13 protein-coding genes are annotated in these 11629 nt (G+C 58.2%); 11 read left to right on the plus strand and 2 right to left on the minus strand.

The genetic code is table 11. From position 1 onward, the window contains the following. The first annotated feature begins 21 nt into the window (after nucleotides 1–21). The 3 genes from eno (at nucleotide 22) to ispD (ending at nucleotide 2464) form a co-directional block, all read left to right on the plus strand. Entirely contained in the window at nucleotides 22–1311 is a 1290-nt protein-coding gene (eno, locus tag ACYZT8_RS05735; RefSeq protein WP_131059171.1) for a phosphopyruvate hydratase, read from the plus strand. A gap of 170 nt (nucleotides 1312–1481) precedes the next feature. Then, a complete protein-coding gene (gene ftsB / locus ACYZT8_RS05740; RefSeq protein WP_046029215.1) occupies nucleotides 1482–1760 on the plus strand; it encodes a cell division protein FtsB in 279 nt (92 codons plus the stop codon). After that, complete coding sequence (gene ispD, locus ACYZT8_RS05745) at nucleotides 1757–2464, plus strand: 2-C-methyl-D-erythritol 4-phosphate cytidylyltransferase (protein WP_461979930.1); 708 nt, start codon at nucleotides 1757–1759, stop codon at nucleotides 2462–2464. Before ftsB ends, ispD begins: the two co-directional genes overlap by 4 nt. Before the next feature lie 134 nt (nucleotides 2465–2598). Here the strand turns inward: ispD and ACYZT8_RS05750 are convergent, their stop codons facing one another. Continuing rightward, on the minus strand, nucleotides 2599–3495 hold the full coding sequence (locus tag ACYZT8_RS05750; RefSeq protein ID WP_461979932.1) for a LysR substrate-binding domain-containing protein: 897 nt from the start codon (nucleotides 3493–3495) through the stop codon (nucleotides 2599–2601). 107 nt (nucleotides 3496–3602) lie between these two features. On the opposite strand from ACYZT8_RS05750, the gene ACYZT8_RS05755 reads away from it, so the two are divergent. The 8 genes from ACYZT8_RS05755 (at nucleotide 3603) to rpoS (ending at nucleotide 10747) form a co-directional block, all read left to right on the plus strand. Beyond that, a complete protein-coding gene (locus ACYZT8_RS05755; RefSeq protein ID WP_027924991.1) occupies nucleotides 3603–4715 on the plus strand; it encodes an S-(hydroxymethyl)glutathione dehydrogenase/class III alcohol dehydrogenase in 1113 nt (370 codons plus the stop codon). An 8-nt stretch (nucleotides 4716–4723) separates the two neighbouring features. After that, nucleotides 4724–5569 (plus strand): S-formylglutathione hydrolase, encoded by an 846-nt coding sequence (gene fghA, locus ACYZT8_RS05760; protein WP_461979935.1) that lies wholly within the window; start codon nucleotides 4724–4726, stop codon nucleotides 5567–5569. Nucleotides 5570–5622: 53 nt separating this feature from the next. Beyond that, nucleotides 5623–6096, plus strand: a complete 474-nt coding sequence (gene ispF / locus ACYZT8_RS05765; RefSeq protein ID WP_010462780.1) for a 2-C-methyl-D-erythritol 2,4-cyclodiphosphate synthase — start codon at nucleotides 5623–5625, stop codon at nucleotides 6094–6096. Next, a complete protein-coding gene (gene truD / locus ACYZT8_RS05770) occupies nucleotides 6093–7151 on the plus strand; it encodes a tRNA pseudouridine(13) synthase TruD (protein WP_461979936.1) in 1059 nt (352 codons plus the stop codon). The genes ispF and truD overlap by 4 nt, the downstream gene beginning before the upstream one ends. Continuing rightward, on the plus strand, nucleotides 7139–7888 hold the full coding sequence (gene surE / locus ACYZT8_RS05775; RefSeq protein ID WP_131059177.1) for a 5'/3'-nucleotidase SurE: 750 nt from the start codon (nucleotides 7139–7141) through the stop codon (nucleotides 7886–7888). The genes truD and surE overlap by 13 nt, the downstream gene beginning before the upstream one ends. Before the next feature lie 41 nt (nucleotides 7889–7929). Beyond that, nucleotides 7930–8565 (plus strand): protein-L-isoaspartate(D-aspartate) O-methyltransferase, encoded by a 636-nt coding sequence (locus ACYZT8_RS05780; RefSeq protein WP_172901226.1) that lies wholly within the window; start codon nucleotides 7930–7932, stop codon nucleotides 8563–8565. A 211-nt stretch (nucleotides 8566–8776) separates the two neighbouring features. Beyond that, complete coding sequence (locus ACYZT8_RS05785; protein WP_461979937.1) at nucleotides 8777–9634, plus strand: peptidoglycan DD-metalloendopeptidase family protein; 858 nt, start codon at nucleotides 8777–8779, stop codon at nucleotides 9632–9634. 105 nt (nucleotides 9635–9739) lie between these two features. Further along, nucleotides 9740–10747: an RNA polymerase sigma factor RpoS gene (gene rpoS, locus ACYZT8_RS05790; protein ID WP_056856224.1), complete on the plus strand. Its 1008-nt coding sequence runs from the start codon at nucleotides 9740–9742 to the stop codon at nucleotides 10745–10747. 470 nt (nucleotides 10748–11217) lie between these two features. Here the strand turns inward: rpoS and fdxA are convergent, their stop codons facing one another. Further along, nucleotides 11218–11541, minus strand: coding sequence for a ferredoxin FdxA (gene fdxA, locus ACYZT8_RS05795; protein ID WP_109628227.1), 324 nt, complete (start codon nucleotides 11539–11541; stop codon nucleotides 11218–11220). Nucleotides 11542–11629: the final 88 nt, after the last annotated feature.

The raw sequence follows: 11629 nt of genomic DNA on the forward strand, positions 1-11629 counted from the left end.
AACTTTGGAGTGTTTACAACAATGGCAAAAATCGTCGACATCAAAGGTCGTGAAGTTCTCGACTCCCGTGGCAATCCCACCGTGGAAGCGGACGTGCTTCTCGATAACGGCATCATCGGTAGCGCTTGCGCGCCGTCCGGTGCTTCCACTGGCTCGCGTGAAGCGCTCGAGCTGCGTGATGGCGACAAGAGCCGTTACCTGGGCAAAGGCGTACTCAAAGCCGTCGCCAACATCAACGGTCCGATCCGCGACCTGTTGAAAGGTACAGACCCAAGCGACCAGAAAGCGCTGGATCACGCGATGATCAAGCTCGACGGTACTGAAAACAAAGGCTCCCTGGGCGCCAACGCGATCCTCGCCGTTTCCCTGGCCGCGGCCAAGGCAGCAGCACAGGACCAGGACCTGCCGCTGTACGCTCACATCGCCAACCTGAACGGCACCCCGGGTGTTTACTCGATGCCGGTTCCGATGATGAACATCATCAACGGTGGCGAGCACGCCGATAACAACGTCGACATCCAGGAATTCATGGTTCAGCCGGTTGGCGCCAAGTCTTTCTCGGAAGGTCTGCGCATGGGCACCGAGATTTTCCATCACCTCAAGGCTGTTCTGAAGGCCCGTGGCCTGAGCACTGCCGTGGGTGACGAAGGTGGTTTCGCACCGAACCTGGCTTCCAACGAAGACGCTTTGAAAGTGATCTCCGAAGCTGTGGCCAATGCCGGTTACAAGCTGGGCACCGATGTGACCCTGGCACTGGACTGCGCGGCGAGCGAATTCTACGAAGACGGTAAATACAACCTGTCCGGCGAAGGCCAGGTGTTCACCGCTGAAGGTTTCGCTGACTACCTCAAAGGCCTGACCGAGCGTTACCCGATCATCTCGATCGAAGACGGTCTGGACGAGTCCGACTGGGCTGGCTGGAAAATCCTCACCGACAAAATCGGCGAGAAGACTCAGCTGGTAGGTGACGACCTGTTCGTGACCAACACCAAGATCCTGAAAGAAGGCATCGATAAAAAGATCGCCAACTCGATCCTGATCAAGTTCAACCAGATCGGCACCCTGACCGAAACCCTGGAAGCCATCCAGATGGCCAAGGCTGCTGGTTACACCGCCGTTATCTCGCACCGCTCCGGCGAAACCGAAGATTCGACCATTGCCGACCTGGCTGTGGGCACCGCGGCTGGCCAGATCAAGACCGGTTCCCTGTGCCGTTCGGACCGCGTTTCCAAGTACAACCAACTGCTGCGTATCGAAGAGCAGTTGAATGGCAAAGCCAAGTACAACGGTCGCAGCGAATTCCGCGGTTAATCGTTAACTGGTAAAAAGACACCGGATTGTGTCGGAAAAATCGCTACAGCGATGTTTTTGCCACTAATCTGATGCCTTAAGAGCACAAGCCTGGATCTTCCAGGCTTCGTGCTATCAGAAGCTTCACGTTTTGGCATGGCTGTCTTTTTCCACTGGATACCTGATATTCGATGCGCAGTCCCAATTGGTTGTTCCTCGTCTTGCTCTTGCTGCTGGCTGGCCTGCAATACCGCCTGTGGGTGGGTAATGGCAGTCTGGCGCAAGTGGCCGAGCTGACTCAGCAGATCGCGGATCAACAGGCTGAGAACGAAGGGTTGCTGGAACGCAATCGGGTCATGGACGCTGAGGTCAGTGAACTGAAAAAAGGCATGGAGACCGTTGAAGAACGGGCTCGCCATGAGTTGGGCATGGTCAAGGACGGTGAAACCCTTTACCAGTTGGCCCAATGAATTCCTCGTTACCGGCCTTCTGGGCCGTGATTCCTGCCGCGGGCGTCGGTGCCCGTATGGCCGCGGACCGTCCCAAGCAATACTTGCAACTGGGCGGGCGCACTATTCTCGAACACAGCCTTGGCTGTTTCCTTGATCACCCTGCCCTGAAGGGGTTGGTGGTCAGTCTTGCTGTTGATGATCCTTACTGGCCGAACCTGGCGTGTGCTGCCGATCCGCGTATTCAGCGGGTAGACGGTGGCGACGAGCGTTCCGGTTCGGTGCTCAATGCCTTGCTGCATTTGCATGCTCAGGGCGCGGACGATGAAGATTGGGTGCTGGTTCACGACGCCGCACGACCGAATCTGAGCCGTGATGATCTGGACAAATTGCTGACAGAGCTGGCTGACGACCCAGTGGGTGGACTGCTGGCGGTGCCGGCACGCGATACCCTGAAGCGTGTCGACAAGCACGGTCGCGTGGTTGAAACCGTGGATCGCAGTGTGATCTGGCAGGCGTACACGCCGCAGATGTTTCGCCTTGGGGCGTTGCATCGGGCGTTGGCTGACAGTCTGGTGGCGGATGCGGTTATCACTGATGAGGCGTCGGCGATGGAGTGGTCTGGTTTATCGCCACGCCTTATCGAAGGGCGTTCGGATAACCTGAAAGTCACTCGCCCGGAAGATCTCGAATGGCTGAGACAGCGTTGGGCTAATCGCCGCTGATTTTTCAGTGCCTGATAGATTGTCATCGCGGGCAAGCCCGCTCCCACAGGTTTCGGTAATCCCTGTGGGAGCGGGCTTGCCCGCGATGGCGGCGGTCCAGACAACCAGCATTCCGCTGACACCCCGAACCTCTATTAGCTCCGGTATTCAGGCCGCTCGGCCAACCCTTCCTTCAAATAATCCACCAACTTGCGCACCTTCGGCGACAGATGCCGCTGCTGTGGGTAAAGCGCCCAAACAGCCGTGTTCGGCGGTTGGTGCGCTTCCAGCAGCGAAATCAATTCACCGTTTTTCAAGTACTCCAGTACGTAATAGTCCGGCAGCTGACACAAACCCACACCCTGTAGCGCCGCATCCAATACCGCTTGCCCACTGTTACAGCGCCAGTTTCCCTGTACCCGTTGCGAAAATTCCCGCCCGTTCTGTTCCAGTTGCCACATGTCCGAACTGCCGATCAGGCAATTGTGGCGGCTGAGTTCCGACAGGCTGTGCGGGCGACCATACCGTTCCAGGTAGGACGGTGATGCGCACAAATACATGCGTCGCGGTGCCAGGCGTGTGGCAACCAATCGAGAATCCTGAAGGCGACCGAGACGGATCGCCAGGTCCAGCCCTTCGTGCACCAGATCAAGAGGGCGGTTGCTCAGTTCAATGTCGACGCGCAGTTGCGGGTAGAGGCCCATGAAGCGCGTCACCAGCGGCACGATGAACCGTTCGCCGTACGCCACGGCGCAGGTCATGCGCAGCATGCCTTTGGGTTCGCTGGTCAGGTCGCCGACCGCGCGCAAGGCTTCTTCGCGACCGTCCTGCAAGCGCTGGCAATGCTGCAGAAAGGTTTGCCCGGCTTCGGTCAACGTGACCCGTCGGGTGCTGCGATAAAGCAGACGGGTCTGAAGGCGCTCTTCGAGGCGTACGATTTGTCGACTGATGTGAGAGGAAGAAACCCCTAGTCGCTCCGCAGCCGCCGTGAATTGGCTGCACTCGGCCACGGCGACGAACTCGTCGATCCCTTCCCAGCGATTTTCGGACATCAAGGATTATCCCTGTATGGCAATAATGTTTTGCTTTTGTCCGGATTATTCCTCGTAAAGAGGTGTATTACACTCCCTGTCTCGTTTTTATTCACTGGAGAATCCACATGATCAAGTCGCGCGCTGCCGTTGCCTTCGAGGCCAAGAAACCCCTCGAGATCGTCGAAGTCGATGTCGCCATGCCCAAGGCCGGTGAAGTTCTGTTGCGTGTGGTTGCCTCCGGTGTTTGCCATACCGATGCCTACACCCTGTCGGGCGCTGACCCGGAAGGCATCTTCCCGTCGATCCTCGGTCACGAAGGTGGCGCGGTGGTTGAAGCGATCGGCGAGGGCGTCACCTCCGTCGCCGTCGGCGACCATGTGATCCCGCTGTACACCCCGGAATGCCGCCAGTGCAAATTCTGCCTGTCGGGCAAAACCAACCTGTGTCAGGCGATTCGTGCGACCCAGGGCAAAGGCCTGATGCCGGACGGTACTTCGCGCTTTTCCTACAAAGGTCAGCCGATTTTCCACTACATGGGTACCTCGACTTTTTCCGAATACACCGTGCTGCCGGAAATCTCCGTCGCCAAGATTGCTAAAGAAGCGCCACTGGAAAAAGTCTGCCTGCTGGGCTGCGGTGTCACCACCGGCATCGGCGCGGTGCTCAATACCGCCAAGGTAAAACCGGGTGATACCGTGGCCATTTTCGGTCTCGGCGGCATCGGTCTGTCGGCCGTGATCGGCGCGGTCAAAGCCAAGGCTGCGCGGATCATTGCCATCGACATCAACCCGGCCAAGTTCGAGATTGCCAAACAGCTCGGTGCAACCGACTGCGTGAACCCGAAAGACTTCGACCGTCCGATCCAGGAAGTCATCGTCGACATGACCGATGGCGGCGTCGACTTTTCCTTCGAGTGCATCGGAAACGTCCAATTGATGCGCGCCGCACTTGAGTGCTGCCACAAGGGGTGGGGCGAGTCGGTGATCATCGGCGTGGCCGGTGCCGGCCAGGAAATCTCTACCCGTCCATTCCAGTTGGTGACCGGTCGCGTCTGGCGCGGTTCGGCATTCGGCGGCGTACGCGGCCGTACCGAGTTGCCAAGCTACGTCGAAATGGCCGAGACCGGCGAAATCCCGCTGGATACGTTCATCACCCACACCATGGGCCTGGAAGACATCAACAAGGCATTCGACCTGATGCACGAAGGCAAAAGCATCCGTAGCGTCATCCATTTCTGAGGTCGGTCATGAGCCTGGAAAATATCTCCTGCCAGAAAAGCTTCGGCGGCTGGCACAAACGCTACAAGCACCGCTCCGATGTCCTCGGCTGCGACATGGTGTTCGCCGTGTACCTGCCGCCGCAAGCGGAGCAGGGCGGCAAGCTGCCGGTGCTGTATTGGTTGTCCGGCCTGACCTGCACCGACGAGAATTTCATGCACAAGGCCGGCGCGATGCGCATGGCCGCCGAGCTTGGGTTGATCATCGTTGCGCCGGACACCAGCCCGCGCGGCCCGGATGTGCCGGGCGATCCGGATGGCGCCTGGGACTTCGGTCTCGGTGCCGGGTTTTATCTGAATGCCACGCAGGAACCGTGGTCGCGTCACTATCGGATGCATGACTATGTCGTGCAGGAATTGCCGGCATTGGTCGAAGCCCATTTCCCGGCATCGGACAAACGCGGCATCAGCGGTCACTCCATGGGCGGCCACGGTGCGCTGGTCTGTGCCTTGCGCAATCCGGGGCGTTATCAGTCGGTGTCGGCGTTCTCGCCGATCAACAATCCGATGGATTGCCCGTGGGGCCAGAAAGCCTTTTCCCGTTACCTGGGTGAAGACCGGTCGAAGTGGCGCGAATGGGATGCCTGCGCATTGATTGCCGAGGCCGACGAGAAGTTGCCACTGCTTGTCGATCAAGGTGATCGCGATGATTTTCTGGCCACTCAGCTCAAGCCTGAAGCCCTTCAACAGGCGGCCAAACTGGCCGGTCATCCACTGACGTTGCGCCTGCAACCGGGCTACGACCACAGTTATTTCTTCATCGCCAGTTTCATCGACGACCACTTGCAACATCATGCGCGCGCTCTAAGCGCCTAATGTCCGACAAAGCAGGTAGAATCACGCCCTGACAAAAATCGGGGCGTTTTTTTATGCGTATTGGCCACGGCTATGATGTGCACCGTTTCGCTGAAGGCGATTTCATTACTCTGGGCGGCGTGCGTATTGCACACGGCTTCGGGCTGCTCGCTCACTCCGACGGTGACGTCCTGCTGCACGCCTTGAGCGATGCCTTGCTCGGCGCCGCGGCGCTGGGTGATATCGGCAAGCACTTCCCGGACACCGACCCGACATTCAAGGGCGCCGACAGCCGGGTGCTGTTGCGTCACGTCGTCGCACTGATCCACGCCAAAGGCTGGAAAGTCGGCAACGTCGATAACACCATCGTCGCCCAGGCGCCGAAAATGGCCCCGCATATCGAATCGATGCGCGCGCTGATTGCCGCGGATCTTCAAGTTGAGTTGGATCAAGTGAACGTGAAAGCTACCACCACCGAAAAGCTCGGCTTTGTCGGTCGCGAAGAAGGCATTGCCGTGCATTCCGTTGCCTTGTTGCTGCGCGCATGAACGAAGCGCAATTGCTCGGCCCACGGGCCTATGGTGAAGCCCTCGGCACCGCGGTTTTAAAAGCCACGGCGGAAGATTTTCAGGTCGATGAAGTGCTCGATATCCCCCTCAGTGGTGATGGCGAACACCTGTGGATCTGGGTGGAAAAGCGCGGCTTGAACACCGAAGAAGCGGCACGGCGGATCGCCAAGGCGGCGGGTGTGCCATTGCGCACCGTCAGTTATGCGGGCCTGAAGGATCGCCAGGCGTTGACCCGCCAGTGGTTCAGCGTGCAACTGCCGGGCAAGGCTGATCCTGATTTGTCCGCGGCCGAAAATGACACGCTGAAAATCCTCAAGACCGGTCGGCACAAACGCAAGCTGCAACGCGGTGCTCATTCGGCCAACGGCTTCACCTTGCGCCTGACGCAATTTGCTGGCGACGCAGCAGCCATCGAAGCGAGGCTGCAACTGATCGCCAAGCAAGGAATTCCGAATTATTTCGGCGCCCAGCGTTTCGGCTTTGACGGCGGCAACGTGGTCGATGCCCGAGCCTGGGCCGCGCGTAAAGCGTTGCCGGAGCAGCGCAATGTACGTTCGCGTCTGCTCTCCACTGCCCGCAGTTTTCTGTTCAACCAGGTGTTGGCGGCGCGTGTGGCCGATGGCACCTGGCAGCAAGCGCAGGTGGGCGACCTGCTGGCCTTCACCGACAGCCGCAGCTTTTTTCCGGCAGGTGAAGCCGAGTGCAGCGACCCGCGCCTGGCGATTCTCGACCTGCACCCGACCGGTCCTCAGTGGGGCGAAGGTGACTCGCCGGCGACCGGCGCTGTCCATGTACTGGAGCAGGCAATCGCCGCGCGCGAAGCGGATCTGCGCGATTGGTTGATTAACGCCGGAATGAGCCACGAACGTCGCATCCTGCGGCTGCCCATTGGTGGGTTGACGTGGCATTATCCCGAGCCTGACATTCTGCAACTGGAATTCGTCCTCCCGGCCGGATGCTTTGCCACCGTATTGGTGCGCGAGCTTGTTGATCTGGTGCCGGTGGGGCAGACGGACAGCCCATGCGTATTCTGATTTCTAACGACGATGGGGTAACCGCACCCGGTCTCGCCGCGCTTTATGCTGCGCTGGCGGATTACACCGAATGCGTGGTTATCGCCCCGGACCAGGACAAAAGCGGCGCCAGCAGCTCGCTGACGCTCGACCGTCCGTTGCACCCGCAAACCCTGGCCAACGGCTTTATCAGCCTGAACGGCACACCGACCGATTGCGTGCACCTTGGCCTTAACGGCTTGCTGGAGCGCGAACCGGACATGGTGGTTTCCGGCATCAACCTGGGCGCCAACCTGGGTGACGACGTGTTGTATTCCGGCACCGTCGCTGCGGCACTTGAGGGACGTTTCCTTGAGCGTCCTTCGTTCGCCTTCTCGTTGGTCTCACGGCAAGTGGAGAACCTTCCCACAGCCGCTTACTTTGCGCGCAAACTGGTCGAGGCCCACGCTGACCTCGACTTGCCACCGCGCACGGTATTGAACGTGAACATTCCCAATTTGCCGCTGGATCACATTCGCGGTATCCAGCTGACCCGCCTCGGGCACCGCGCACGCGCGGCGGCGCCGATGAAAGTGGTCGACCCTCGCGGCAAATCCGGTTACTGGATTGCCGCCGCCGGGGACGCCGAAGATGGCGGCCCGGGCACTGATTTCCATGCAGTGATGCAGGGCTATGTATCGATTACCCCGCTGCAACTGGATCGCACCTTCAATGATGCCTTCAGAAGTCTCGATGGCTGGTTGGAGGGGTTGCGCTAATGGCTCGTGAACAAGACGACATGCTGCGTCGCGGCATCGGCATGACCTCGCAACGGACCCGCGAACGCCTCATTCAGCGTCTGTATGAAGAGGGCGTAAGTAACGCCAAGGTGCTGGAAGTCATCCGTCGTACACCGCGTCACCTGTTCGTCGACGAAGCGCTGGCTCATCGCGCCTACGAAGACACGGCGCTGCCGATCGGACACAACCAGACCATCTCCCAGCCTTATATGGTGGCTCGCATGAGCGAACTGCTGCTGGAGGCCGGTCCGTTGGACAAGGTGATGGAGATCGGCACCGGCTCGGGCTACCAGACGGCGGTGCTGTCGCAGCTGGTTGAACGGGTGTTCTCTGTGGAGCGCATCAAGGTTTTGCAGGACCGGGCCAAGGAACGCCTGGTGGAACTGAACCTGCGCAACGTGGTGTTTCGCTGGGGCGATGGTTGGGAAGGGTGGCCGGCACTGGCGCCGTACAACGGCATTATCGTCACCGCAGTGGCCACCGATGTACCTCAGGCGCTGCTCGATCAACTGGCGCCAGGGGGGCGATTGGTGATTCCTGTCGGCTCCGGTGAGGTGCAGCAACTGATGCTGATCATCCGCGAAGAACAAGGCTTTTCCCGTCGTGTTCTGGGGGCGGTGCGCTTCGTGCCACTGCTCAACGGGCCGCTCGCCTGAGCATTTGTTCAGGCGCGCTGAATTCTCTTCGATTGCCCGGGTCTTACAGCGGGATCGATGTGTTAAACGGGATTCATCGGCGGGCAGCAAACGTGTGCGCGAAGCGTTTTCGCTTCATTAAAGGTAAAGCCCGTCCGGCCCGTTATACTTGCGACATTTCGTGCCGAAACACGGCAATCCACAATTTCAGCCACCACAAAGGGAGCGGCGGGTGAGTCTCACAGTCATTGCGCAGCGTATGGGTACAAAGAGTTTTCAGCGCCTGGTGACTGGCCTCGTCTTGAGCACCTTGCTGGTCGGTTGCTCCAGTTCCAAAACGAGTGACGTGCGTGTCGTCGATCGCAACAAAGGTGTCGCCCAGCGTCCGGCGGTGACCACGGGTCAGTATGTCGTTCGACCAAAAGATACGTTGTTCTCGATCGCTTTTCGCTACGGCTGGGACTACAAAGCCCTCGCCGCACGGAACAATATTCCTACGCCGTATACGATCCATCCGGGTCAGACAATTCGCTTCGATGGTCGCACCGGTTCAACCCCGACACCGATGGCGAGCGCTACCGATTCAACGCCTTCGTCGACGCTGAAAACCACGGTAATCCGGCGCCAGCCGAATGGCGCAACTACGAGCACAACGGTGGTTGCACCGTCCGTCGGCAGCAAGCCGACCCCTGCTCCGATGCCCCCAGCCGGTCCGGCCCCGACCGGCTGGGGATGGCCTTCTAATGGCATCCTGATTGGAAAATTCTCTTCAAACGGCAGTTTGAATAAAGGAATTGATATCGCCGGGGATTTGGGACAGCCTGTTTTAGCTGCGTCTGATGGGACGGTGGTATACGCCGGGAGTGGCTTAAGGGGCTACGGCGAATTAGTCATCATCAAACACAGCGACACCTACGTCAGTGCCTACGGACATAACCGCAGGCTGTTGGTTCGGGAGGGGCAGCAGGTCAAGGTCGGACAGACAATTGCCGAAATGGGGTCAACGGGTACAGACCGGGTGAAGCTGCATTTTGAGATTCGCCGACAAGGTAAACCTGTAGATCCACTGCAGTTCCTGCCACGTCGTTGATTTGTTTCCAGCCTGTTCCGTCACGTAGAGGGGACAGGCTCCAGCGTTGCCAAGGATAAAGGCGCCGCTTGAGCTTGAGGTCGAACTCACCAAAGGACTATAACAATGGCTCTCAGTAAAGAAGTGCCGGAGTTTGACATCGACGATGAGGTTCTCCTTATGGAGACCGGCATCGGTACGGATTCGATGTCGAATGATGAAGGGGCTGCTCCACCTTCCGTTCGTGCCAAATCCAAACACTCCGCTTCGTTAAAGCAACACAAGTACATCGATTACACGCGGGCACTCGATGCCACGCAGCTGTACCTCAATGAAATCGGCTTTTCCCCATTGCTCTCCCCGGAAGAAGAAGTTCATTTTGCGCGCTTGTCGCAAAGTGGTGATCCGGCCGGGCGCAAGCGCATGATTGAAAGCAACCTGCGGCTGGTGGTGAAAATCGCCCGACGTTACGTCAATCGTGGGCTGTCGCTGCTGGACCTGATCGAAGAGGGCAACCTCGGACTGATCCGGGCAGTGGAAAAGTTCGACCCTGAACGCGGCTTCCGCTTTTCGACCTACGCTACCTGGTGGATTCGTCAGACCATCGAGCGCGCGATCATGAATCAGACCCGGACCATCCGGTTGCCGATCCATGTGGTCAAAGAGCTTAACGTGTACCTGCGGGCTGCACGGGAGCTGACTCAAAAGCTCGATCACGAACCCTCACCCGAAGAAATCGCCAACCTGCTGGAAAAACCAGTGGCAGAGGTCAAGCGCATGCTCGGCTTGAACGAGCGGGTTTCTTCGGTCGACGTCTCACTGGGTCCGGATTCGGATAAAACCCTGCTGGACACCCTCACTGATGACCGCCCAACCGATCCATGTGAACTGTTGCAGGACGACGACCTGTCACAGAGCATCGATCAATGGCTTTCGGAACTGACCGACAAGCAACGCGAGGTGGTGGTACGCCGCTTCGGCCTGCGCGGTCACGAGAGCAGTACGCTTGAAGATGTGGGCCTGGAAATTGGCTTGACCCGGGAACGGGTCAGACAGATTCAGGTGGAAGGCCTGAAACGTCTTCGGGAGATTCTCGAGAAGAACGGCCTGTCGAGCGAGTCGCTGTTTCAGTAAGCGACAAGCTTGAGAGGCATAAAAAATCCCCGACTGGTTCGGGGTTTTTTATGCCTGGGAGAAGGGAGCATGCGACTCAGGTTTGTAGTCTTGCGCTGTAAGTCTTGGCTTACTCTTTCGTAAGTGTTCGTTATTTTTACAGGGTGGCAGTCATCCATCTTCCTGCGTTCGTATAACTATCTAGTTGATTTGTATGATTATTATTTAATATTAAAAGTATATGACAAAGAGTTTTGGTGATTTTGGCCGATTGCGGTTGGTGGGGAATTCTCTAGTATCTGAACTGTGTCGACGGACAGACACGCCCTTCAAGGATGAGGGGAAAGGACATCGCAGGAAGCGATTCATCAGGACGATGAAAAGGAATACAGGGAATAGGGAAAAAATGTGGGCGGGTCAAACCGCCCCTTTTTTCGCCTGCAGAAAAGCAAAAAGGCCCGCGAGGGGCCTTTTCAAGAACGCGTGGGTAATCAGCGTTCGAGGTGTTCGATCTTGCCTGGCTTGCCATCCCAGTCAGCGGAATCGGGCAATGGATCTTTGCGCTCGGTGATGTTTGGCCAGATTTCGGCCAACTCAACGTTCAGCTGAATGAAGTTTTCCATGCCGGCAGGTACTTCATCTTCAGAGAAGATGGCCACGGCAGGGCATTCTGGTTCGCACAGTGCGCAGTCGATGCACTCATCCGGGTGAATCACCAGGAAGTTCGGGCCTTCGTAAAAGCAGTCCACCGGACAGACTTCTACGCAGTCGGTGTACTTGCACTTGATGCAGTTGTCGGTGACGACGAAGGTCATTTCTAATTTTCTCCTCAGGCGGCGGCAGCGGAGCCCCTTCACGTTGGGGTCGCCAGGTTTGGGAGCGATAGTCTGCAGGCCAGGCTAT

Source organism: Pseudomonas sp. LB3P93 (assembly GCF_054898025.1).